This is a genomic window from Brevibacterium linens ATCC 9172 (assembly GCF_900169165.1).
GTDB classification, from domain to species: Bacteria; Actinomycetota; Actinomycetes; order Actinomycetales; family Brevibacteriaceae; genus Brevibacterium; species Brevibacterium linens.
Window position 1 is genome coordinate 74,263 of the sequence record NZ_FXYY01000006.1, and the last position, 23,409, is coordinate 97,671.

Genomic DNA, 23,409 nt, shown 5'->3' on the forward strand with positions numbered 1-23,409 from the left:
GGATTGGCTCGACTGTCACCAGGGGTCGGGTCGCCGCCGCTGAGGGGTCGGTCGCCCGATGATGGATGGGTTCACCCAGAGAATGGGTGCGAGACGACGATTGAATCGCCGTGGGAGGTGTCAGACGAGTGCGGGCGGGCCGCGCCGATAGTTCGGACCGACGACCGCCGAGGTGACCGGCTGCGGCAGCCGGAACGAAGCGCTGAGCTTGCGGAACGGTTCGTCGGCCAGGACCCCGGCCGCCTCGGAGAGGGCACGCAGTGCACCGATCACCGGCCCCAGGGCCAGCTGCAGAATGCTGAGGACGATGTCCTCACCGCGCTTGAGGAGCACGGCGGTGACGAGGACGGCGACGAGGTGGGCGATGATCATCCCCGCCGAGGCGGCACCGTGGTTCGCATGTCCGAGCGCGGATGCGGCCGGACCGAGATCAAGGGAGCCCGGGGCCGGGACGATGTGTCCGGCGTGGGCGCGGAGGGCCGCCTCGGCGGAGGTGGAACCGGTCCCTGCGGCCCCGGTCTGACCGGGTCCGGAATGGGCGGTTCCCGTGTGCGCCCCCGCATGGGCGAGGGTGCGGGCGGACCAGCTCATCGTCAGGTGCATGAGCACCTGCCCGAGGCCGAGCAGTCCGGCCAGAGTGAGATAGCCGAGGCGTCTGCCGGCGACGATCATCGCCGCCCACAGGACGAGGACGAAGACGACCACAGTGCCGGGAACCGAGATTCCGCCTCCGGCGGCGAGGTGCATGAGCAGGGCGAGGAGGGTCGTGAAGAGAGCGGCGAAGAGCGCGCGCACGGACTTCGTCCATCCGGTCATGGGTCCTCCTCTCAGCTCGCTCCCACATTCTACTCAACGTAGAACACTTTCGGGAAGGCGGCTGAGCCTACATCCGCAGCCAGGTATCGGCGGTCTTCTTGACCATAGCGCCGGCGCCAGCGGCAGCATCGCCCCAGGTGACAAGCTTTCCGTCGGGATCTGTGGTGGAGTCGGAGAGGACGACGACGTCGAAGTTGCACACAAGGCCCGCCATCGCCGAGGCGTAGACGGCTCCGGGGGTGCTCGCCGAGGAGGCGCTGGCGTCGGCATCGCCTCCCGCTTCGGCGGCAGGGTCAGTGGCATCGCTGCCAGCTCCAGCGCCTGGCTCGCCTGTGTTGGCGTCGGCGCCGGGCGTGGCCGAGGTGGCGTCGGCGCCGGGCGTGGCCGAGGTGGCGTCGGCGCCGGGCGTGGCCGAGGTGGCGTCGGCGCCGGCGATGATGATCCGGTCGACGGAGAGGTCATGCAGACCTGCGGCCAGATCGTCGATGCCTTCGAACACATCGGGGCTCTCGGAGCGGAGTACGAGATCCTCTTCGTCGGGAACGAAGATGCTCAGCTCCTCATCGGGAGTGTCGGCGAGGTCGGCCTTCGTCGACGCGAAGATGAGCACACCGCCCACAGCGCGGGTCCGGGTGACGATATCGCCGAGGGTCTCCATGGCGTCATCGCTGGGGTAGCTGGCGTCGTCGGTATCAATGAGGAGCAGGGCATCCATACTCCAATCGTGCCACGACCGCCTGACACTTTCGAAGCCGGAACACTGCCGCGAAGGCCTCCGTGAAGTGGGCCGGAGGCAGCACGAGTCATGGGCATGCGCTTCTGCAGACATCTGGCAAGAGTCTATGGTTCTATGATCGAACATCGACGAACACATTATATCTGTTCGAACTTTTTTTCGATTCTCTATGGCATTCTATTGCCTTGGAGAGTAAACTGGATTCCAACAACAACGATGTTGGTGAACGGAAATCATCCCCATGACCCTCACTCCCGAACGCAGCTCCGATCATTCCGCTCGGAACGCCGACAACTCCCCGCAGACCAGCGGTCACCCGCTGCTGGCCGACGAAGAGTGGACGGATCTCAGCCGTTTTGCGCCCGAGGTCACCTCTTCGATCACTCAGCTGATGAGCCTCAAAGATGAGCTGCGCACGTTCGATCGCCCCATGGGACCGGAACAGGCCATCATGCTCGCCGATGGGGTCGAGGCGATCACACGCATCAACGACGCGTTGTCGACGCTCGCACTCTCCGTCTGCGAACGCGTCGGAACACCCAGCGATTTCGGCGCCAAGTCGACGAAATCGCTCATCGAGAACCGATTCAACCTCACCGGCGCGGAGGCGAACCGCCGCACCGATATGGCCAAGAACCTCGGCGGACGCGTCGATATGGCCGGCCAGGCTCTGCCGCCTCTCTACCCGGTCGTCGCGGATGCGCTCCATGCCGGCACGATCTCCGCCGCCCAGGCGTCTGTCATCGAAGACTGCATGCGCAAGCTGCCCACGTGGGTCAGTCAGGCCGTCCGCAGCGACGTTGAGACACGATTGGTCGACAACGCACCCAAGGTCCGCCTCAAGGACCTGCGCGAGATCTTCGGCAAACTCATGGGCTACATCGACCCGGACGGAGAAGAACCGAAAGACTCAAGCGACCGCTCGGCTTACAACATGTCCATGCGGGCCAGGGCCAACGGCGACTGGGAGCTGCGTGGGCTGCTCGACCCCGTCACCGGGGGCACTCTCAACGGACTGCTGACCTCACGGATCCAAGCTGCGGGAGAAGACGACAAGACCAACGCTGACAAAGCCGGCGCCGACACCGCCGGTGCTGACGAGAGCGGCGCCGGCATCAAGACCGCCGCTCCTGAGGCAACGAGCTCGCCGCTGCCCGATGAAGAGCTGCTCGAGATCGTCGATGCGGTGCTCTCCGGCGACCGGTATGACGCGAAGCGAGTTCCAGAACCCGATCTCGATGCAGCTCGCACGACCGGGAATCCGGCTGCCGCCCCCGGTGTCGGCATTCGTGAGGACGGCGGTTACGTCGACGTCAGCGCCGAACAGCCCTCGGCGCGCGAATGGATCTACGAACGATTCGCCGGCCTCGTCACCACGATCGACAAACAGCGGACGGCCGCAGGAGCGCCTTATGCTCTCGTCATCAACGCCACCGCCGAAGATCTGGCCAAAGGCACGGGACACGGCACCACGGGCGCCGACAATCCCATTCCCATCAAGGAACTGATGAGAAACGGCCTCAACGGCTCGCTGTTCTTCCACCTCATGAGCGACAAGGCCAAGACGATGCAGGTGGCCACAGAACAGCGCTTCGCCAATCGCAGACAGCTGGCAGTGATCACCGCCCGCGACCGAGGCTGCACCTTCCCCGGCTGTGATGCCCCTCCCGGTTGGTGCGATGCCAACCATGTGATTCCATGGGCGCTCGGCGGCAAGACGGAGATCAACAATCTCGCGCTGCTCTGCAGCTATCATCACCACCTGCTCGACCGCACCGATTGGGACACGGTGATGCTCTTCGACGGGCGACCGGCCTACGTTCCGCCCGCCGCAAAGGACCCGGCTCGTAAGCCGATCCTCCACGCCCGCTTCATCGCGGACGACATCGTCGACTCCCTGTTCGACAAATAGCCGCCCCACTTTCAGGGGACAGCTGTGCCCACTTTCCAAGTTCAGCCGGGCTCAGCCGGATTCAACTCGGCTCGGTCCGGTTCAGCCCGGTTCGGTCCGGTTCGGCCCGGTTCGGCCCGGTTCAGCTGCGTGACGGGCGCAGTCGCATCGGTCAGCCCTTCGAACTCAACGAGGCTCAGACGGATTCAGCAATGTTCGACCGGAGTCAACCGCCGAACCGCGAGCCTCGGATGCTCATGTCCCCATCGAGGAGCAGGAGTTCAGCCGGCATTCCGGGAGCCAACAGGCTGCCGGCATCGGCGGCACCACCCACCGCACGCAGAGAATCACCCGACCCCGGCACACCACCCACTGCACGCAGTGGAACGAGCCCCGCGGACTGCACAGCGTCGAACGGGCTGACCCCGACCTCGGTGACGGCCCGCTTCACGGCTTCGTCCATCGTCAACGTGGACCCCGCGATGGCTCCCTGAGTGCCGTCGGCGGTGACCAGGCGCGCCACGGCATCCTTGACTTCGACCGGGAGCGAACCGAGGTGATAGCTCCCGTCGTGCAGGCCCGTCGCCGCCATGGCATCGGTGATGAGCGCGAGGCGTCCGGGCACGAGTTCATGGAGCATGCGCGCGACAGGGGCGACGACGTGGACGCCGTCATTGATGAGTTCGACGGTGACATGCTCAGCTTCGGCCGCAGCCAGGACCGGCCCCGGAGCACGATGATGGATGCCCGGCATCGCGTTGAATGCGTGGGTGAGGATGCTTGCTCCCGCCTCGAACGCCTGCGCGGTCAGTTCGAAGTCGGCGGCCGTATGACCGACGGCCACACGCACGCCCGCCGCAGAGAACCGCGCGATCGCATCGAGCGCACCGGGCAGTTCGGGGGCAATCGTGATCTGCGCGAGAGTTCCGTCTGCGGCTTCGAGGATCGCCTCGGCGGCCTCCGGGGTCGGCGACGTGAGCACCTCAGGGGCATGCGCACCCTTGAAATCCGGAGACAGGAACGGCCCTTCGGCATGCAGCCCCATGACCATGGCCCGATCGCGGACGAGACCGGCTCCGGCACGCAGGGACCGGCACAGACCGTCGATCGTGTCCGAGACGTAGGACAGCGCGAGCCTGCCGGTGCCGTGAGCCCGATGCACGTCGAGGATCGCATCCATCGCCTCGATCCCGTCCTCGGCGCTTGCGCCGCCCGCACCGTGGCAGTGGATGTCGACGAACGCGGGAGCCACGTATCCGCCGGCGGCGTCGATGACCTCTCCCCGCCCCGAGGCGGCTCCGTCCTTCCAGCCGTCCCCACGGCCCCGTGCCGTGACCGTACCTTCGGCGATCGCGATCCACGTATCCGCGGTCTCCTCGGTGAACGTCGCCCGATCACCGTCGAGGACGCACGCATTGTGGATGACCGCCTCGGCGGGGATCTGTGCGGTCTGTGTCATCGAGGTCCTTCCATCGCTCTGCGAACACAACATTCAGGGTACGGAATCGGATTGTGAACTGCCTACCGCAGGGTCCCGGCGAGCTCCCCTTCCGCAGGGTCCCGGCGAGCAGAGTGTCGACGGGCGGGGTGCCGGCGAGCTCCCCCTCCGCAGGGTCCCGGCGAGCAGAGTGTCGACCGGCGGTGTGCCGGCGAATCGGCTATCGGCTCGTCCCGGGGGCGCGGACGAACCAATAGCCGCCCCGAACCGGCAGCCGCCCCGCCCCGGGGCGCAGACGAACCGTTTGCCTCCCCACCTCAGGAAGCCGACGGATCGACTGCCGACTCAGCCCAGCGTGCGGACTCGGTCCGCGTCGATGCCGAGCACGTGCGAGTCGAGGAACGCGAGCACGGTTCGGTACCAGACCTCGGCGTTCCCACGGCCGAGGATCCAATGCCCCTCGTCGGGGAAATAGAGGAACCGGTGCTGAGTGCCGCCATCGGCGTCGAGCGGAGTCTTCGCCCGGGTGAGCAGGTCCAGCCACAGTTCCTGGCCCTGCCCGATCGGCACCCGGTAGTCCTTGTCACCGTGGATGACGAGCATCGGCACCTCGATGTCATCGGCGAACAGGTGCGGCGAATACTGCGCCGACTGTTCCCGCATCGCCTGATCCCAGGACGAATTGTCCGTCGTCCGCCCCATCGACGTGGTGTTCCACAGGGAGGCATGGGTGACGATGCACTTGAACGCGCTGCCGGTGTGCCCGGCCACCCAGTTGGCCATGTACCCGCCGTAGGATCCGCCAGCCAGGCCGATGCGTTCGGCATCGATGTCCGTCCTCTCCCCTGCGGCCTCGGTCAGCGCCATGATGTCGGTGAACGGAGTGCCGCCGAGCTGCTGCTGCCCGCGATCGATCATCGCCTGCCCATATCCGGTGGAGATCGCCGGATCCGGCAGCAGCACAGCATAACCGGCGGCCGCAAAAGGACCCGGATTCCACCGGTAGGTCCACGCATTCCACGACCCCCACGGTCCGCCGTGGGCGAAGACGACGAGCGGATGCGGCCCCTCCCCCTCCGGCAGGACCAGCCACGCACGGATCGGCGTGCCGTCCTCGGCACGGACCTCCACCTCGGTGAGGGTGCCTTCCTCGTCGAGGACCGTCGCCGGGTTCGCGAGTTCGCTGATGACCCCGGTGGCGAGGTCGACGGAGATCGGCAGAGGCGCGACATCGATCGCCGAGGCGGTCGCCACGACCGTGTCCTCACGCAGGGCCAGCCCCGAGAACGAATACTTCTGATCGGTTCCCCCGACGAGCCGCCTGGGCTGCGCATCATTGACATCACCGATGAAGATGCTGCCGCGGCCGTGATCATCGGCGGTGGCCACGATGGTCGAATCGTCCGCCCAGATCGGAGAGAACCAGAAATCGGCATCCGGCCACACGGACTTCAGTTCCGCGGTCTCCAGGTCGAGGACTTTGAGTTCGGCCGCGAGGTTGGTCTGCGGAGTCCAGGCTTGTACGCGGGTGACCAGCGCTTTCGTTCCGTCCGGGCTGATGGCTTCGATGTCGAAGCTGTGATCGGCTGCCGGTTTCGTCAGACGGTGCAGTTCGGGTTCCCCGTCGAGGTCCACGCGCCAGATCTCACTGGCCTCGAGCTGGCCGGGGATCGGCTTCTCGAGCTGGACGAGGACGAAGCGTGCCTCATCGTCGACGGCCCAGTCGACCAGTCGACCGGACGGCAGAGACAGGTAGCGGAACCCCAAGCCCGACGGGGTACTCAGCTCGTCGCTGACTTCGGGAAAGTCGGCGGCCGCCTCGTTGAGGGTGGCCACGGCCAGGGTCTGTCGGCCCGGCCCCAGATCGTGATCCCAGCGGCGGACCGGAAACCCGGTGTGGAGGATCCCGCTGACCTTCGCGTCACTGCGTTCGGAGCTGAATTCCTGATGGTCGTTTTCGTCGGCGGCCCATGTATGGACGGGAAACTCGACGACGATGGTCTCGCCCTTGACCTCGATGCGGGAGAAACCGCCCGAGTGGTCGGCGAGTTTGCGGGCCTCTCCGTTGTCCGGCAGCGCCCACAGGCTCGGGGACTCAGCATCTTTGCCGTCCTCGCCTTTGCGCTTGGAGGCGAAGACGATCGTGCCGTTCTCACTCAGCGCGGCCGGACCCACGGACTGGTTGCCGCGAGTGATGCGTCGGGGCTCCTCCCCGCTGATATCGGCGAGGTGGCTGAGAGAGGAATTGCCCTCGGAGTTGAGGAACGAGTACTGGGCGATGACGCGGCCGTTCTGATTCGTCAAGAGGCCTTGCAGGCGGCGGGCGTCGAGGAGTCGGGTCACTGCATCGTGGGTCGTCATCTTCCCATCCTAGGTCCCAACGTCGACTCCCGGGTGAGATCCGAGAAAACTCCAGTTCACCGAGGCGGCCGGTCGGTCCGCGTTCGCGGTCGGGATCGCCGAGGCGGCCGGCCGGATTGCGTTCGCGGTCCGGGGCGCGTTCGCGGTCAGGGCAGTCGGGGGTCGCGGCCACGTGATCGCCGCGCCGTTCGACACTCCGCGGAAAGTCAGCGGAAGCTCGGTGCCGGAACCCTCTCACCATCGATCGTCACCGTCGGCAGCATCTTCTTGAAGTCCTCCGCCACTTCGGTGTTCGTCTTCGGTGTGCGCATCTCGATGGACAGATTCACCAGGCGTCCGTTGATCTTGTAACCCGTCTGCACGCCGAACGCATAAGTGGGTTTGCTGTTGAGAGCGAGGATCTCTGTGGGACCGAGTTCACCCTGATAGCTCCAGTACTCCCCCGCGGCCAGAGATCCCGTCTGCTCGGCCAACACCTGTGAGTCCTGTTCGGAGAAGTTGTAGCGTCGCTTACTGTCGACGACTTCCTGCGCGCTGTCACCGTATTCGTCAGTGCAGTTGACGAGGATGATATCGGCGCGAGAACTGTCATTGCCGTGAGTGAAGACGTGGAACTGATCGGTGCTGCCGCTGCTGTCCCTCCAGTCATCGCCGAGCGCGAAGCTGAGTTCGACCGGGCAGCTGCCGCCGAATGTCACCGACGTCTTCGTCATCCCCTCGGGGATTCCGGCCTCGGTGGGTGTGCCCGTGGGCTCGGGGCCGGCGGTCTCCTGCACACCGATCCGCATGGGCCCGGAAGATTTGTCTTCGGTGCGGATCTGGAAGACCGAACACCCGCTGAGCAGGACGGTCAGTGCGAGTGTGCCGGCGGCTGCGGCTCGCCGCACCGAGGCTGGTCTGCCCGAGACGGCTCTGCCCATTGCGGACCTCCCCGCTGGGAGGCCCTTCGACGCGACGCTCCCCGCGGAGGAGGTCGACGATGCCGCTCGTCCGGTCACCGGTCTCACAGCTGGTCACCGTGCCGACGCTGGCCCGGGTACCCCGCTTCCGGGCCGTTCTGGTTCGGCTGAGCCTGTCCGTACTGCTGCTGAGGCGGCTGCTGACCTGAATTGGGCTGGCTGCCCACGTGCGGCTGGCCGGTGGGTCTGGGGCCGCCGGCGGGCTGGCTGCCGACGGGAGGCGGGCTGCCGACCGGTTGCTGTCCGAAACTCTGCGGCCCGGAATCGGACTGACCGCCCACGCGCGGCTGTCCATAGCCCGGGTTCTGTCCGCCGACGTTCGGTGCCTGCCGGGGCGGTTTGAACTGCGAATGCTGGCCGGAATCGGGTGGGAATCCACCAAAGACCGACTCCCCCGTCCGACGGTTGACCAGGTTTCCGTCGACTCTCTCGAGGCGACGCTTCGACGTCCGCCGGGGAGTGCCGAGGATCCGCCCCTGCAGTTCGGCCTCATTCGGCTGCCGGGGAGGCAGGAATCCGGGTGCCCGCCGCGAATCCGCCTGCTGTACCGGCTGCACCGCATGCGAACCGGCGGCGACCCGATCCATATGATCCGACATCTGCGGAACGGTCACGGGTGCGGCATCGGCGAGGACCGGCAGAACCATACGCACCGAGGTGCCCACGCCCTCCTGGCTGAACAGCTGCACGGATCCGCCGTGCCTGGTGACGATGGCACGCACGAGCGAGAGCCCCATCCCCGAACCGGCCACCGCCCGCACACGAGAACCGCGAGAGAGCTCGTCCCAGACGTTCTCCTGTTCGGCCAGCGGGATGCCGCTGCCCGTGTCGGCGACCTCGACGACGACCCAGCGATGACCGTCGATGATCTGCTCATTGGCGCGCAGCTCAACGACCTCGGCCTGAGACGAGTATTTGAGGGCGTTGCCCAGCAGGTTGAGGATCGCGGTGAGCAGCAGATCCTCTTCACCGGCGACATCGGGCAGTCGCCAGGGAGCGCGGGCGACGGTGGCCACGATCATCCGATCCTCGGCGCCCGGCGCAGTCGAGGCGTCCTCGACGGCCTGATGGATGAGCGCATCGAGATCGACGCGGGCGTATTCGATGATGCGCGTCTCGACATCGGCGAGTTTGCGCAGATCGGCCAGCAGTCGGGCGACCCGGCGTGAGGACACGTCGACCTGCTTCGCTGCCGGCTCCACCTCGCTCAGCGTGCCGCCGTCACGGACGACCTCGCGGATGCTCGCCGCCGAGGTGCGCAGCGCCGTCAGCGGATTCTTCAACTCGTGATCGAGTCGGATGAGCATCCGATTGCGCTTCGTCATCGAATCCTCGGCCGCGGCTGTCTCGATGGATTCCCGCAGCGCGGCCTCGCGCTTCTTCAGATGCCGCCAGCCGAACCAGGCACCGACGGCCAGACCGCCGAGCACGATGACGACCAGCAGCAGGAACAGCCAGACCTGGATCTCGAAGACAAGGAAGTTCGTCATAGACTGCTCTGACCGTCCTCGCCGCGGACCTCACCGACGAACCGATAGCCGCGCCCCTGCACGGTGGCGATCCACCGGGGCTCTGCGGCATCTTCGCCGAGCACACGACGCAGCTCGGCGACACGGGAGTCCACGGCACGCGTGCCCACGGCCTCTTCGAATCCCCACAGCACTTCGAGCAGGCGGGACCGTTCGATGAGTTCGTCCTTGTGCACCATGAGGTACTCGAGCAGGGTGAAGCCCTTCGGCGTGATGACGAGTTCACGCTGCCCCAACCAGGCCCGGCGTCCGACTCGGTCGACGCGCAGGCCGAAGCTGGACACGAGCACCGGGGCCGTGGCCAGAGGCGGGCCGTCATTGCGGGTGCGACGCAGGACGGCACGGATGCGGGCGACGAGCTCGTGCGGATCGAAGGGCTTGTTGAGGTAGTCGTCGGCGCCCTCTTCGAGTGCCATGGCCCGCTCGACTCCTTCGCCGACCTGGGTCAGCAGCAGCACCGGAACCCAGTTCTCCTCCTGGCGCAGTCGACGCAGCACCTGCCGGCCGTCGGCTCCGGGCATGAGCACGTCGAGGACGCACACATCGGGTCTGTGGCGGTGGATCTCGTCGAGGGCGAGCAGTCCGTCGCTGGCGGGCAGCACCCGGAATCCGGAGCGTTCGAGGAACGGCACGACCGCTCTGAGGACGTCCGGCTCATCATCGGCGACCAAGACGAGTGGTTGGGGCTGGGTGTGATTGTCAGCCGTCATGGTGGTCAGTTCCGGTTCCTCTCTGGCGTTCCCAGGCGATCTCTCTCGCCTCGGCGCGGTCGACCGCCTCGGCGAGTTCATCTCGGTACAGCATAGATCGACGCAGGTGCTTGGTGCGATATCCGGCGCGGCCGACCATATGCGTGGCGACGGGGATCGTCACCAGCTGGAAGGAGATGATGATCGCCAGCGTCGTCACCGTCGCCCAGGTCGGGAACTGGATCGCGATCGCCACAGCGACGAGCACCAGGCCCAACACCTGGGGTTTCGCACTCGCATGCATCCGCGAGAGAAGATCGGCGAAGCGGACGAGACCGACCGCTGCGGCCAGTGACAGAACCGCACCGAGGAAGATGAGCACGGCTGAGATGATGTCAAGAACCACGACTGTTCCCCTCTCCGTCTCGATCCGATCCGTCTCGATCCGATCCGTCTCGATCCGATCCGTCGCCGTGCGACATGTGCTCGGCGTCATCGGGTCCCGGGTCGGGCCCGGTGCCCTCGCCCTCTCCGTCGCTGTCGGCGTGGGCGTCGTAGGTGGGATCCGCGATCAAGGTGACCTCCGGCTCCCCGATCTCCGTCGCTGCGGCGCTCTGCTCCCCCGCATCACGCGGCATATGCCAATCCGTGCTGGTGAAGTCCGACAGTGCCCCCGCCTCGGCGCCGGGGGTCATCGAATCGGACTTCGACACGTACCTCGACACGCTCACCGAACCGACGAAGCCGAGCATCGCGAGCACGACGAGCACGGGCAGCAGATCCGTGCGGTCGGACAGCGCCATATACCCGCCGAGCCCGCACATGATCGAAGCGAGCACGACGTCGGTGCCGATCATGCGATCGAGGATCGACGGACCGCGGACGATCCGGAAGAGCGCGATGACCACCGAGGCGGCCAACAGCACCGAACCGGCGATGACGAGCGTGTGGAGGACGATCTCACTCATCAGCGACCTCCCTCGGTCTCGCCCAGCGGATCCGGCCTGGCCCGCAGGGAGGCGAGGTCACGGTGCGAACCGAGAGTGCGGATGAGCAGCTCTTCGATGAAGTAGACCTGCGCCTTGGCCTTACGCAGCTTCTCCTCGGAATCGCAGTCGAGGAAGTGCAGATAGAGGATGCCCATGGCCCGGTCGCTGTCGATGATGATCGACCCGGGGATGAGGCTGGCGGTATCGGCGATGAGGGTGAGCACGAGATCCGAGCTCGTGCGCAGATCACAGGCGATGACGGACCCGGCTCCGACCGCCTTGCGGCGGAACGCGTACCAGGCGACTTCGACGGAGGCGTGGAGGACCGAGTAGAGGAACCACAGGCCGAACACCGTGGCATGCCAGACGTTGAACCGTCCGGACAGCACGACGGGCGGCAGATAGAACACGCGGGTGACGATGAAGGCCAGCACGATTCCGGTGACCACGGTGACCACCGTGATCGCGTCCCAGAGCATCAGCCACAGCAGGACCAGCGAGATCAGCAGCACGAGCTGCTGGATGATTCCGCGGCCCCGGCTCATCCGCGCCCGGTTGGGAGCCGGCGCACGGTTCTGGCCTTGGCCGCTGGCCGGGCCCAGGACGCGGGTCCGGCCCTGGTCGCGGACCTGTCGCTGAACTCGGGCCCGGCCCTGCGCACCGTCCTGGTCCTGATTTCGGGGCCCTCCGTGCTCGCGATCGGGACTCATCAGTCATCACCTCCGAGTACGTTCGTGACGTAGTCGAGCGGTGTCGAGAGGTTCTCAGCCGCCCGGTTCGACATGTCCCACAGGGGTTCGGCGGCGATCGTGAGCACGATGGAGGCGATCACCACCACCGAGGTGGCCGCCACCATGGCAGGGGGAACTCCGATCTGAGATTTCCACGTCTTCCCCGCCAACAGCGTCTTCTTCCGCTCCGTGAACTCGTCGACGAGGTCCTCGTTCGGCTCTTCCACATCGGCCGGATCACGCCAGAATGCGAGGTTGAAGGTACGGCCGATGACATAGAGGGTGAGCAGGCTCGTCACGGTGCCCGCGACGATGAGGACCGTGGGCAGCCACGCCTGATCGTCGAATCCGGCGAGGAAGAGCGCGACCTTGCCGATGAACCCGGAGAACGGCGGAATGCCGGAGAGATTGAGCGCCGGGATGAAGAAGATGATCGTGATCACCGGAGACAGCACCATGAGACCGCCCAGCGACCTCGTCGAGGTGGACCCGCCGCGCATTTCGACGAGTCCGATGGCCAGGAACAGCGCGGTCTGGACGATGATGTGGTGAACCGTGTAGTAGATCGCCGCGGACAGGCCCACACTCGTCCCCAGGGCCACGCCGAAGAGCATATAGCCGATATGGGAGACCAGGGTGAAGGACACGATCCGCTTGATCTCCGACTGCGCGATGGCGCCGAAGATGCCCACGAGCATCGTCAGGCCCGCCGCGATGAGCAGCGGCACCCGCAGGGACGATTCGGAGAACAGCAGAGTCTCGGTGCGGATGATCGCATAGATGCCGACCTTCGTCAGCAGTCCCGCGAAGACCGCAGTCACCGGGGCCGGTGCCGTCGGGTACGAGTCGGGAAGCCAGAAGGACAGCGGGAAGATCGCGGCCTTGATGCCGAAGCCCAACAGCAGGAGGACGTGGAGGATCATCTGCACATCGGCCGGCAGATCCGAGATCCTCTCCGCCAGCTGCGCCATGTTCACGGTGCCGCACGCGGCGTAGGTGATGCCGATGGCGGCGAGGAAGATCACCGAGGACACCAGCGAGATGATCACATACGTGACTCCCGCCCGAATCCGCTCCGCCGTGGCACCGAGCGTGAGCAGCACATACGAGGCGACGAGGAACATCTCGAAGCCGACGTAGAGGTTGAACAGGTCTCCGGCGAGGAACGAGTTCGCAATGCCCGCGCACAGCACCAGGTAGCTGGGGTTGAACACGGAGATCGGGGTCTCGTTCGAGTCGTCGTTGGCGTCCTGACTCAGTGCGTAGACGAGCACGCACAGGGTGACCAGCGAGGACACGATGAGCATGAGCGAGGACAGCCTGTCGGCGACGAGCACGATGCCGGCCGGTGGCTGCCACCCGCCGATCGCCACGACCTGCGGTCCGTGCACATCGACCCCGAGAAGGATCAGCGTGGCGATGGCCATGACCGCGACCAGGATCGCGATCGACACGAGATTCTGCGCCCGCGTGTGCTTGGACAGGATCAGCGCGATGCCGGCGCCGATGAGCGGCAGCAGAACCGGCAGGGGAACGAGTACGGGCAGAAGATCGATCATGAGTCGTCTCCCTGTTTGGCGTCCTTGGCCTCTTCGGCGACTTCGGCCTCCTCGGCGCTGTGGGCCTCCGTCTGCGAGTCCGCGGCCGCCTCGGCGATGGCATCGGCCTCGGCCGGAGTCGACGCATCCTCGATATCGTCGACGAGTTCCTCCCGCTCCGCAGGAGTCCCGTCGTCGTCGAGGTCGATGGCGCCGGTGATCGGGGACTCCGCCTCGTCGCCGAACTCGGTGTCGTCGTAGTCGGTGCTCGCCTCCGCCTCGGAGTCGATGAGCTTCGTGATCGCCACCTGGAGGTCGGTGTCGTCGTCCTGCAGCGAATCGGCGCGCATGAGCCTCCAGGAACGGTAGATCATAGCCAGCAGGAATGCCGTCACGGAGAAGGTGATGACGATGGCCGTGAGGACGAGGGCATGCGGCAGCGGATCGGACATGCCCTCGGTCGACAGGTTCTCTCCGTCGGTCAGGGGCGGGGAACCGCGCCCGGCGGTGAGGATGATGAGCAGGTTCACTCCGTTGCCGAGCAGGATGAAGCCGAGCAGAACGCGCGTCAGGGAGCGTTCGAGCATGAGGTAGATGCCGGCGGCGAAGAGGACGCCCATGGCCAGGACCATGACGAAGGAGACGCTCACAGTCGGCCCCCTTCCGCACCGTTGTCGACGTCGAGTTCGTTGACCCGGTCGATGATCTCGGACACGGCTCGATGTTCGGCAGTCGCGCCCAGGTTCTCGGAGAAGTTCACATTGTCGTGGATGCGGTCGGTCAGCATCGCCTCGTCGCGCTCCTGGTGCAGGTCGACCTCGGCCCCCAGCGAGCGGAGGATGTCGAGCATGAGGCCGACGACGATGAGGTAGACGCCGATGTCGAAGAACGTCGATGTGCCGAAGGACACGTGGCCCAGCAGCGGCAGATCGCCCTCGAGGTAGACGGAGTCGAAGACCGTCTCACCCCAGATCCACCCTCCGATGACGGTGAGGATCGCGGTGACCAGGCCGGTGCCCAGCATTCCTGAGGGGGTGAAGGGGGCCGCCTCGGCGAGTTCGTACTTGCCTCCGGCGAGGTAGCGCACGACGAGGGCGAGGCCGGCGACGAGGCCGCCGGCGAATCCGCCGCCCGGGGCGTTGTGGCCGGCGAAGAGCAGATAGACGGAGAAGATGATGACGGCGTGGAAGATGAGGCGTGCGGTGACCTCGAGGATGATCGACCGGTTGCGCGGGGCCAGGGTGCGTCCGGCGATGAGCCAAGACGCTCGCTTCTGCGACAGCCCCTCGCTGCGGCCGGTGTGGTGGAGATCGACGACGTCCTCGGCCACGGGCTGGAAGCGGATGCGGCCGGCCGCCTCGGTGCCGTCCTTCTTCCTCTCGAACCGATGCAGGTGGCCTTCGCGACCGCGGACGAAGATGAGGCCGGCGATACCGGTTCCGGCGGCCACGAGCACCGAGATCTCGCCCATCGTGTCCCACGCACGGATGTCGACGAGGGTGACGTTGACGATGTTCCTGCCGTGGCCGAGTTCGTAGGCGAGCTGCCCGAAGTCGGTGGAGATCGGATCGGCCACGCGCACACCGGTGGCGATGAGGACCACGAGCATGACGGTGATGCCGACGGCGCCGCCGATGATCGCCCGCCACGCGGGGGTGAGGCGACCGGTGGACTCACCGATGCGCGCCGGCAGCCGGCGGAGGACGAGGACGAAGACGACGATCGTGATGGTCTCGACGAGCACCTGGGTCAGGGCCAGGTCGGGAGCGCCGACGAAGGCGAAGTAGGCGACCATCGCATAGCCGGAGATGCCGGTGACGACGACGGCGGTGAAGCGCTTCTTCGCGCGGGTGGCCCCGATCGCGACGATGACGAGCACGGCCGCGACGATGAGATCCAGCGGAGTGTCCCAGAGCCGGAAGGTGATGTTCCACGTGTCATTGGCGATGATCGCCAGACCCAATCCGGCGACGAGGACGAAGTAGACCACGCCCTGGTAGAACGGCAGCGAGCCGCGCTGAGTGCGGGCGGTGACCCACAGCGCCAGGGCTTCCATCCAGCCGATGAGCATCCGGTAGAGCTCGTGGAAGTCCAGTCCCGACGGCAGTGTCGCCTGGACCTTCGCGAAGGGACGGCGGACGATGAACAGGGCCAGGCCCGCGGCGACGGTCACAGCGGTGAAGGCGAGCGCCGGTTCGAATCCGTGCCACAGCGCGAGGTGGTAGTGCCCGTCGCCCTCGGCCACAGCCGGCAGTCCGGTCGTCCAGGCGGAGAAGTAGCCGTCGAGCAGTCCGACTCCCGGGCCGAGCGCCAGGGTCAGCGCGGTGAGGATGAGCGGGGAGACGACGAGGGTGAGCTTTTCGTCGCGGCGGGCGATGTCATCGACGCCCGGCTTCGACGAGAACGCACCCCAGATGAAGCGAGCCGAGTAGGCGACGGTGAGGATCGAGCCGATCATGATCCCGATGAAGGCAATGACCGAGGTCTTGTCCGACGAGGACAGCAGCGTCGAGTATGCGGCTTCCTTCGCGGCGAAGCCGAGCAGCGGCGGCAGCCCCGCCATCGAGGCGGCTGCGATCGTCGCGCACACGGCGACGACGGGGAAGGCCCTCCAACCGCCGGAGAGCTTCGTCAGGTCACGGGTGCCGGCACGGTGGTCGATGATGCCGACGCACAGGAACAGACACGACTTGAACAGGGCGTGGGCGATGAGCAGACCCAGGGCCGCCTTCGTGATGTCCGGAGTCCCGAACGCGGCCATGGTGGTGAGGAAGCCGAGCTGCGAGACCGTGCCGAAGGCCAGAAGCAGCTTGAGGTCGGTCTGCTTCAGCGCCTGCCACCCGCCGATGAACATCGTCAGCAGACCCAGGGTGAGCAGCACCTCGGACCAGCCTGGGATGTTGTGGTAGCCCGGTGCCAGGCGCAGGACGAGGTAGATTCCCGCCTTGACCATCGCCGCGGCGTGCAGATAGGCGCTGACCGGGGTGGGTGCGGCCATGGCGCCGGGCAGCCAGAAGTGGAAGGGCATGAGCGCGGACTTCGAGACCGCGCCGACGAGGATAAGGATGACGGCGGAGACGATGACCCCGCCCGTGTCCATTCCGGACTGGGCACGGTCGATCAGGGTCGAGATCTGCCCGGTGCCGGTGGCGGTGATGAGCAGGATCATGCCCACGAGCATGGCCAGGCCGCCGGCCGTGGTGACGATGAGCGCCTGCAGGGCAGCCTGCCGCGAGCGACGGCGCGACTGGCTGTGCCCGATGAGCAGGTACGAGAAGACTGTGGTGCCTTCCCAGAACAGGTAGAGCATGAGCAGTTCGTCGGCGACGACGAGCCCGTACATCATTCCGGCGAAGGCCATGAAGATTCCCGCGAACCGAGCCAGGCCCGGCTCGTCGGGCGGGAAGTAGCGTGCACAGTAGACGAAGACGAGAGCACCGACCCCGGTGACCAGCAGCGTCATGATCCAGGAGAGCACGTCGAGGCGGAAGACTCCGGAGAGGCCGAGCTCGGGCAGCCAGTCGAAATTCTCGACGAGCGGCTGGGCCGCGGGGCCGAACAGATCGGAGATCGCCGACAGGCTCCACAGCAGTCCCGCGAAGGGAACGAGGGCGAGGAGGAAGAAGGCGTTGCGGCCGAGCAGGCGAACCAGGGGGTAGGCGATGACAGATGCCCCGAAGAAGGCTCCTGTCATGATCATCACCGGCGGCCACCTCCGTCATATGCCTGTTTGTGAGAAAGGTTCGTCAGGTCATTTTCGCACGGACAGGTGTCGTTTCCCGAATCGCAGGACGTCAGTTGAGACCGGTCCTGCCCCGGCATGGCACCGATCATGCACGCAGCTGTCGGCTGGTCACGAGGAAGCCGTTCTCGTCGAGTCCGATGCCCGCCGAACCGATGAGCAGCTCGGCCCCGATCGCGTCGGTGAGCTCAGCAACCCGGCTGCGCATCCGCCGGAATCGGCGCCCCTGGTTCGGCTGATAGCGCTTCGACTCGGCATCCATCCAATGCACGTGGTATTCGATCTGCGGGGCGTCGGTGTGGGCGGCGATGATCGGCGGAACCCACTCGGCCTCCATCACCCGGATCTCGAGGCTGCCGGCGGATTCGTCGATCTCGCCGAGCGGGACGAGCAGGGCATAGCCGTCGAGGATGACCGGGGCGGACGGGTCGAAGAGCGGATGGTCGATGCTCGCTTGGGCCAGCACATCCTCGTCGGGAGTGGGCAGGGCCTGCTGGAAGGCCTGTGGGGCATGGCGGCGCACGAAGTCGAGGACGACGGGCGGTTCCATCCAATACGAGGAGTAGATGTAGAGGTCGATCTTCGCCTCGGGGTCGGGGATGATCGCCCGCGTCGGCAGTCCGGGCTCGTCGGCCAGACGCACGCCCGTGTGGAGGCGGGAGGCGACGGAGAGCATGAGGCTGAGCATCCGCTCCTCCTCCCGGTCCGGCATCCCAGCGGGAAAGGCCTCGTGGAGTCCGTCGGCGTCCGCGAACCAGTCCGGCGGCGGGGTCGGCTGCCGGTCCCGCGGGCAGTCGATGACGATGGCGTGCTGTGCCCAGTCGGGGACCTCGAGCGCGGCGGCATCGGAGGGATCGAGGGCGACCCCCGAGCTCAGTCGGGAGTGGCGGCTCAGTCGCATCTGCCCGTGCTCGTCGAGCACCGGGGGAAGGTCGGGCAGTTTGTTGTGGATGAGCGCGAGAACGTCGGATACCTCGACCGCGTCATCGAGGAGGATGAGGTGGAATCCCCGCAGATCCGCCGAGGTGGCCGTGTCCTCGGGCGCGGACGTGTCACCGCCGTAGCCGGGCCGCCCCGTCGACGGCATTCCGCTCCGTCGCCGACTCGCGGCCCGGGCGTCCGGCTTCTGATAGCGCGCGGCGTCGGTCTGTTCCCGGGCGGCGCGTTCAGCGGCTTCGCGTTGCAGCCGCAGTTCGCGGCGGGTGATCACATGTCCCTCCGGTAGAAGTTGAGATGCGAACGGGAGGCAGTCGGGCCACGCTGCCCCTGATAGCGGTTGCCCGTGGCCTGGGAACCGTAGGGATTCTCCGCCTCCGAGCTGAGCCGGAAGAAGCAGAGCTGGCCGATCTTCATTCCCGGCCACAGGGTGATCGGCAGGGTCGCGACGTTCGACAGCTCCAGCGTGACATGGCCGCTGAAGCCGGGGTCGATGAATCCGGCCGTCGAGTGGGTCAGCAGGCCCAGACGTCCGAGCGAGGACTTGCCCTCGAGCCGAGCGGCGACGTCGACGGGCAGAGTCACGAGCTCATGGGTGGAGGCGAGGACGAATTCGCCCGGGTGGAGGACGAACGGCTCCCCCGGAGCGGCCTCGACGAAGCGGGTGAGTTCGGGCTGCTCGAGGCTCGGATCGATGACCGCGTATTTGTGGTTGTCGAAGAGCCGGAAGCAGCGGTCGAGACACACGTCGACACTGGCCGGCTGGATCAGCGACGGGTCGTAGGGGTCGAGGGCGATGCGGCCGGAGTCGAGCTCGGCGCGGATGTCGCGGTCTGAAAGCAGAGTCACGTCTCCGATGGTAGTCGTTCCGACCTCATCACGCTCACAAATCACATCGTTGTGATTCGCGGAATTCTCTTCAATGGGTGAGCGACACGCCGAATCTATGTCACGAAATGATAACGATCTCTGCGATAAATGCTGGTTTTTCCCCGTGTGTCTCCCCATCGCAACCGGTGAATGCTTTAGAGTTATGAGCTGTACGGACCCGCGCACGATGGTGCCTTCCCCTTCTTAAGCCAAGGAATGCCGGGAGTCCATCGTCTTTCGTGGGTAGACAACAATCGAAAGGCATTACTGTGAAGACCTCGCGTCTTGTGCTTGCCCCCGCAGTAGCCGTTGCATTGACAGGTCTTGCTGGCGCCCCGGCGTTCGCAGCGACAGAGTCCACCGCTTCGGTCCCTCAGCAACCGCTGTGCGCCCAGGGTGATCAGCAGTCATCGAGCAGCTCCGAATCGGATTCCTCGGTTCCCGACGAGTCGGACCCGCAGGCGACCCTTGCGCAGGCGCAGGTGACCCGCGCCGACATCGCGGACGACAAGAAGGGACTCGGCTTCTCCGGCACCGGATTCACCCCGGACCAGAAGGCCACGGTGACCGTCATCGGCACCGAGGGCACCGAATACACGCCGGACAAGAAGCTCACCGTCGATGAGGAGGGCAAGGTCTCCGGCACCTACTTCTTCACCGTCACCGAGGATGCCAAGGTTCCTGCCGGCGAGCACTCCCTCTACCTCACCGACCTCAAGTCCGAGAAGAAGTCCTCGAAGGTGACCTTCGAGGTCGTCTCCAAGGCCTCCGAGGTCGACGAACCGGGCACGGGCGACGACGACAAGTGCGAGTCGGCCACCGGTCCGATCAAGACTCCCTCGGAGACTCCGAGCGAGACGCAGTCGCCGGAGCCGACGGAGACGAAGACCGAGGAGCCGACGACCGAGGCACCCAAGCCGTCGGAGACGAAGACCGAGGACCCCACCACGAAGGCCCCGGAACCGACGGAGACCAAGACCGAGGATCCCACCACCGAGGCGCCCCAGCCGAGCCCGTCTGAGACCGAGACCCCGGATCCGGGCGACGAAAACTCAGATGAGGGATCGACCGCCGACGAAGGCTCGGAAGAGGCTTCGTCCGCCGACGATGGCTCGGAAGAGGCTGCGACCGACGGAGTCCAGCCAGGACCGGCCAAGGCCCCGACTGGAGACGAAGATTCAGAGGGATCGGATGACGCCAAGGATTCGGAAGCCGACAAGGCCGATGACGCCAAGGACGCCGACGCGGATGCATCTGATGACGCTAAGGACGCCGGATCGAAGGATGCCGAGGATTCGGAAGCCGACAAGGCCGATGACGCCAAGGACGCCGACGCGGATGCATCTGATGACGCTAAGGACGCCGGATCGAAGGATGCCGAGGACGAGGCTGCCGAGTCCACCGGTCCGGCCAGCCCCGGCACCGAGGACAAGAAGCCTGCCGCTGATGCGCAGGCATCCATGTTCATCAACCCGACCGAGGTCAGCTCCGAGGACTTCCTGAACGACGGCATCAAGATCGGCGTCAGCGGCGCTCAGCCCGGCGAGAAGGTCACCATCACGGTCGAGCATGCCCAGGGCAAGGTCGACCGGTACACGATGACCAAGGAAGCCGATTCCGACGGCAAGGTCACCTTCGGTGTCCAGGCCAAGGTCAAGTCCGTGCTCGGCACCTACAACGTGCGCGCCCAGGCCGAGAGCTTCGATGAGCCCCAGGGCGGAAGCTTCACGGTGCTCACCAACGGCACCGACGTCGACGAAGGCGGAGACGGAAACGGCGGCGGCCAGAGCGATTCGGGCAGTGACCTGCCGCGCACCGGTGCCGAGATGACCGGGCTGGCGCTCGGCGTCGGTCTGCTCGCTGTCGGTGCGGCAGCCGTCATCATCACCCGTCGGCGGATGAACGCCGCCGACGATCCCGCGGAGTTCTAAACCGCATTGAACGAGGAATTGTCCCTCGCGGGGCTGCAGCTCGACGGACGCGAGATCGACCTAGGACGTCTGCGAGCAGGGACAATGCTCGGACTGATGGGCAGCCCGGACAGCACCACCTCGGTGGTGCTGTCCGCGGCCGCCCTGCCCCACGTCGCACCACCACCACGCTTCCCGACCGGACGCCGGTCGGGTCGCTTGCGTGTGCGCAGCTGGATGAAGAGCTATCTTCGCGACGCCGATGCCGGATCTGGGGAGGCGGCATCGGCAGCGGATCCATCAGCTGCACTGACGGCATTCGGGCTGCGCCCCGATGTTCTGCGCCGTCGCCTCGAGGATCTCGATGCGACCGATCGTGCCCGCCTCGCTCTGGCCGCGGCCTGGGCGAGCGGCGCGAGGTGGCTGACCCTCATCGACCCTTTCGGCATGGTCCCCGGCCATCTGCGCACCGGGCTGCGGAGTCGCTTCGCCGAACTCGTCGCCGGGGAGGGCCGCGGAGTCGTGTTCAGCTCGAATTCGCTGACCGACCACGCCATCGCCGAGGCGGGGGTGGCGAACATCGAGAAGGACCAGCTCGTCGCGCTCGGTTCCCTGGAGCAGATCGTCACCGAACCGCGCGGTTCGCTGCCGGCCGAGCTCAGCGGGGTCAACGTCTATTCCGGGCTGGCCCGGAAGGGCTGGCTGTCCATCGGCCATTCGGCCGTGCGCGCCCGCACCGAACTCGACGGGAAGGTGTTCGTGACTCTGGGGTGGCGCGCCGCCCTCCTGTCACTGGACGAACACGACCCGGCGTTCACCTCGGCGACGGTGTTCGAAGCCATCGTCACCGGACTCCGTGATCGCGGTTCCTGCCTGCAGGCGAAGCTCTCACCGGTCGACACTGAGATGGGCCTCGCCCTCGACGTCGACCTCGCCGACCTCGCCGGCGTGCCGCGAAGCCGGACGCCGGCCATCGGATTCGGGGTTCTGCATCCGGGGCTCGGCGCGACGATCACCGAACTGCGCACCAACGTCAAGGTCGGCACGCATGTCTTCGTCGAGGTCGACACCTCCGCCCTGCACGCCTACCCGGTCGAGTGACGCGCGGCAGATAGACTGAGGACTGCCCAGTCCCCCCTTCAGTCCCCAACCGAATCAGGAGCGCCATGCGAACCTCGCGCAGACTTCTGATCTCAGCACTGACGGTCATCGTCCTCACGGTTGCAGCGGTCCCCCTCCTCAACCTCACCGTCTACACGCCCGCCCGGGCCGCCGAGGCCTATATCTCGGCGGTCGAACACGGCGATGCGCAGGGTGCCTTCTCCTACCTGTCCGCCCCGACACCGTCGTCGACCTTGGCGCTCAGCGACGACGTCCTCTCGGCGGCTCCCGATCTGCCGCGCGATCCCGAAGCCGAGACCCTCTCCATCGACGGCGACCATGCGAAGGTCCGACTCAGCTTCAGCCTCTCCTCGCAGGAGCAGACCGTCGATCTCGATATGGTCCGCCTGCCCGCCAGCGCGGGACTCTTCAACCGATGGGCCATCGAGCAGGAAAACTGGCCGACGCTGACCCTCGACGTCTCCGGATCGTCGACGGCGACGGTCAACGGCTACGGAGTCAGCACCGGAAGTGTGCCGGTGCTGTTCCCGGCGAGCTACCTCGTCGGGTTCGATGCGACGTATCTGAAGTCCAGATCCCAACGCACCGAGGTGACCGCCCCCGGCGACTCCCCCACCGTGAAGCTCTCGCCACAGCCGACGGCCAAGCTCGAGCAGACCGTGGAAGAGCAGGTCACCGACCATCTGCAGGACTGCATGAAGTCGAAGACCCTCATGCCGGCCGGCTGCGTCTTCGGCTACGACACGGACAACGAGATCATCGGTGATGTCTCGTGGTCGCTCGAGCGCAGTCCGCAGATCGGACTGACCTCGTCCGGCAATGATCTCGAGCTCACCCCTTCGACGGTCGAGGTGCGGGTCAAGGGACGCTACCGAGACATCGTCACCGCTGCCGAACACGACTTCGACGAGAAGCTCTCCTTCGTCCTGGGCGGCTCAGTGGTCGTCAGGTCCTCACAGGTGAGCTTCGAGCCGCGTCGCCTCGGCGATGTCACCATCGCCTGAGGGCGCTCCCCCAGGGGTTCGCCCTGCCACAGCGATTGTTGGGTCGATCCACGGCGATTTCGGTGCCCTGAACGCCGTGGATCGACCCAACGATCTCCGTGCAGGGGCGTTTCAGCGATGACCGTCCGCCTGATCGGCTGCGGCCCTC

At 66.3% G+C, this 23,409-nt stretch carries 19 protein-coding genes; 4 read left to right on the forward strand and 15 right to left on the reverse strand.

The genetic code is table 11. The annotated features are described in order from the left end of the window. Positions 1-120: 120 nt before the first annotated feature. Positions 121-816: a hypothetical protein gene (locus BLIN9172_RS06910; RefSeq protein WP_101554395.1), complete on the reverse strand. Its 696-nt coding sequence runs from the start codon at positions 814-816 to the stop codon at positions 121-123. A gap of 67 nt (positions 817-883) precedes the next feature. Further along, complete coding sequence (locus tag BLIN9172_RS18070) at positions 884-1,531, reverse strand: hypothetical protein (RefSeq protein WP_180956947.1); 648 nt, start codon at positions 1,529-1,531, stop codon at positions 884-886. Positions 1,532-1,793: 262 nt separating this feature from the next. Here BLIN9172_RS18070 and BLIN9172_RS06920 point away from each other — a divergent pair, with 262 nt between their 5' ends. After that, positions 1,794-3,464, forward strand: a complete 1,671-nt coding sequence (locus BLIN9172_RS06920) for an HNH endonuclease signature motif containing protein (protein WP_101554396.1) — start codon at positions 1,794-1,796, stop codon at positions 3,462-3,464. Between the two features lie 205 nt (positions 3,465-3,669). Here the strand turns inward: BLIN9172_RS06920 and BLIN9172_RS06925 are convergent, their stop codons facing one another. The 13 genes from BLIN9172_RS06925 to dcd all read right to left on the reverse strand — a co-directional run bounded on the left by BLIN9172_RS06925 (position 3,670) and on the right by dcd (position 19,204). Then, a complete protein-coding gene (locus BLIN9172_RS06925; protein WP_145997931.1) occupies positions 3,670-4,902 on the reverse strand; it encodes an N-acetylglucosamine-6-phosphate deacetylase in 1,233 nt (410 codons plus the stop codon). Positions 4,903-5,226: 324 nt separating this feature from the next. Beyond that, positions 5,227-7,242: a S9 family peptidase gene (locus BLIN9172_RS06930; RefSeq protein WP_101554397.1), complete on the reverse strand. Its 2,016-nt coding sequence runs from the start codon at positions 7,240-7,242 to the stop codon at positions 5,227-5,229. A 206-nt stretch (positions 7,243-7,448) separates the two neighbouring features. Then, positions 7,449-8,162: a hypothetical protein gene (locus BLIN9172_RS06935; protein WP_101554398.1), complete on the reverse strand. Its 714-nt coding sequence runs from the start codon at positions 8,160-8,162 to the stop codon at positions 7,449-7,451. Positions 8,163-8,245: 83 nt separating this feature from the next. Next, a complete protein-coding gene (locus tag BLIN9172_RS06940; protein WP_101554399.1) occupies positions 8,246-9,691 on the reverse strand; it encodes a sensor histidine kinase in 1,446 nt (481 codons plus the stop codon). After that, positions 9,688-10,440 carry a response regulator transcription factor gene (locus BLIN9172_RS06945; protein WP_101554400.1) on the reverse strand — a complete coding sequence of 251 codons (753 nt, stop codon included), beginning with the start codon at positions 10,438-10,440 and terminating at the stop codon, positions 9,688-9,690. The genes BLIN9172_RS06940 and BLIN9172_RS06945 overlap by 4 nt, the downstream gene beginning before the upstream one ends. Next, positions 10,430-10,825, reverse strand: coding sequence for a monovalent cation/H(+) antiporter subunit G (mnhG, locus tag BLIN9172_RS06950; protein ID WP_025780490.1), 396 nt, complete (start codon positions 10,823-10,825; stop codon positions 10,430-10,432). The genes BLIN9172_RS06945 and mnhG overlap by 11 nt, the downstream gene beginning before the upstream one ends. Continuing rightward, positions 10,815-11,387, reverse strand: coding sequence for an MrpF/PhaF family protein (locus BLIN9172_RS06955; protein ID WP_101554401.1), 573 nt, complete (start codon positions 11,385-11,387; stop codon positions 10,815-10,817). The genes mnhG and BLIN9172_RS06955 overlap by 11 nt, the downstream gene beginning before the upstream one ends. Beyond that, positions 11,387-12,118, reverse strand: coding sequence for a Na+/H+ antiporter subunit E (locus BLIN9172_RS06960; protein WP_240811992.1), 732 nt, complete (start codon positions 12,116-12,118; stop codon positions 11,387-11,389). The genes BLIN9172_RS06955 and BLIN9172_RS06960 overlap by 1 nt, the downstream gene beginning before the upstream one ends. Then, positions 12,118-13,698 (reverse strand): Na+/H+ antiporter subunit D, encoded by a 1,581-nt coding sequence (locus BLIN9172_RS06965; protein WP_101554402.1) that lies wholly within the window; start codon positions 13,696-13,698, stop codon positions 12,118-12,120. Before BLIN9172_RS06965 ends, BLIN9172_RS06960 begins: the two co-directional genes overlap by 1 nt. Further along, positions 13,695-14,327 carry a Na(+)/H(+) antiporter subunit C gene (locus BLIN9172_RS06970; protein ID WP_101554403.1) on the reverse strand — a complete coding sequence of 211 codons (633 nt, stop codon included), beginning with the start codon at positions 14,325-14,327 and terminating at the stop codon, positions 13,695-13,697. The genes BLIN9172_RS06965 and BLIN9172_RS06970 overlap by 4 nt, the downstream gene beginning before the upstream one ends. Beyond that, the gene (locus BLIN9172_RS06975; protein ID WP_240811999.1) at positions 14,324-17,377 is read right to left on the reverse strand and encodes a Na+/H+ antiporter subunit A; all 3,054 of its coding nucleotides are present in this window, start codon (positions 17,375-17,377) and stop codon (positions 14,324-14,326) included. Before BLIN9172_RS06975 ends, BLIN9172_RS06970 begins: the two co-directional genes overlap by 4 nt. Positions 17,378-17,507: 130 nt before the next feature. Next, a complete protein-coding gene (locus BLIN9172_RS06980; RefSeq protein WP_240811991.1) occupies positions 17,508-18,629 on the reverse strand; it encodes a hypothetical protein in 1,122 nt (373 codons plus the stop codon). Continuing rightward, positions 18,626-19,204 carry a dCTP deaminase gene (gene dcd, locus BLIN9172_RS06985; protein ID WP_025780481.1) on the reverse strand — a complete coding sequence of 193 codons (579 nt, stop codon included), beginning with the start codon at positions 19,202-19,204 and terminating at the stop codon, positions 18,626-18,628. Before dcd ends, BLIN9172_RS06980 begins: the two co-directional genes overlap by 4 nt. Before the next feature lie 290 nt (positions 19,205-19,494). Here dcd and BLIN9172_RS06990 point away from each other — a divergent pair, with 290 nt between their 5' ends. From BLIN9172_RS06990 to BLIN9172_RS07000, 3 genes are all read left to right on the forward strand, one after another. After that, entirely contained in the window at positions 19,495-21,156 is a 1,662-nt protein-coding gene (locus tag BLIN9172_RS06990; RefSeq protein ID WP_145997932.1) for an LPXTG cell wall anchor domain-containing protein, read from the forward strand. 6 nt (positions 21,157-21,162) lie between these two features. Continuing rightward, a complete protein-coding gene (locus tag BLIN9172_RS06995) occupies positions 21,163-22,236 on the forward strand; it encodes an ABC transporter (protein ID WP_101554405.1) in 1,074 nt (357 codons plus the stop codon). Positions 22,237-22,301: 65 nt separating this feature from the next. After that, on the forward strand, positions 22,302-23,261 hold the full coding sequence (locus BLIN9172_RS07000) for a hypothetical protein (protein ID WP_101554406.1): 960 nt from the start codon (positions 22,302-22,304) through the stop codon (positions 23,259-23,261). Positions 23,262-23,409 lie beyond the last annotated feature (148 nt).

Excerpts from the sequence above, each read along its gene's own strand:
- BLIN9172_RS06945 (WP_101554400.1), bottom strand. The coding sequence starts at position 10,440 with ATGACGGCTGACAATCACACCCAGCCCCAACCACTCGTCTTGGTCGCC.
- BLIN9172_RS06955 (WP_101554401.1), bottom strand. The coding sequence starts at position 11,387 with ATGAGTGAGATCGTCCTCCACACGCTCGTCATCGCCGGTTCGGTGCTG.
- BLIN9172_RS06910 (WP_101554395.1), bottom strand. The coding sequence starts at position 816 with ATGACCGGATGGACGAAGTCCGTGCGCGCGCTCTTCGCCGCTCTCTTC.
- BLIN9172_RS06935 (WP_101554398.1), bottom strand. The coding sequence starts at position 8,162 with ATGGGCAGAGCCGTCTCGGGCAGACCAGCCTCGGTGCGGCGAGCCGCA.
- BLIN9172_RS06975 (WP_240811999.1), bottom strand. The coding sequence starts at position 17,377 with ATGATCATGACAGGAGCCTTCTTCGGGGCATCTGTCATCGCCTACCCC.
- BLIN9172_RS06965 (WP_101554402.1), bottom strand. The coding sequence starts at position 13,698 with ATGATCGATCTTCTGCCCGTACTCGTTCCCCTGCCGGTTCTGCTGCCG.
- BLIN9172_RS07000 (WP_101554406.1), top strand. The coding sequence starts at position 22,302 with ATGCGAACCTCGCGCAGACTTCTGATCTCAGCACTGACGGTCATCGTC.
- BLIN9172_RS06925 (WP_145997931.1), bottom strand. The coding sequence starts at position 4,902 with ATGACACAGACCGCACAGATCCCCGCCGAGGCGGTCATCCACAATGCG.
- BLIN9172_RS06930 (WP_101554397.1), bottom strand. The coding sequence starts at position 7,242 with ATGACGACCCACGATGCAGTGACCCGACTCCTCGACGCCCGCCGCCTG.
- BLIN9172_RS06920 (WP_101554396.1), top strand. The coding sequence starts at position 1,794 with ATGACCCTCACTCCCGAACGCAGCTCCGATCATTCCGCTCGGAACGCC.
- BLIN9172_RS06960 (WP_240811992.1), bottom strand. The coding sequence starts at position 12,118 with ATGAGTCCCGATCGCGAGCACGGAGGGCCCCGAAATCAGGACCAGGAC.
- BLIN9172_RS06940 (WP_101554399.1), bottom strand. The coding sequence starts at position 9,691 with ATGACGAACTTCCTTGTCTTCGAGATCCAGGTCTGGCTGTTCCTGCTG.
- BLIN9172_RS18070 (WP_180956947.1), bottom strand. The coding sequence starts at position 1,531 with ATGGATGCCCTGCTCCTCATTGATACCGACGACGCCAGCTACCCCAGC.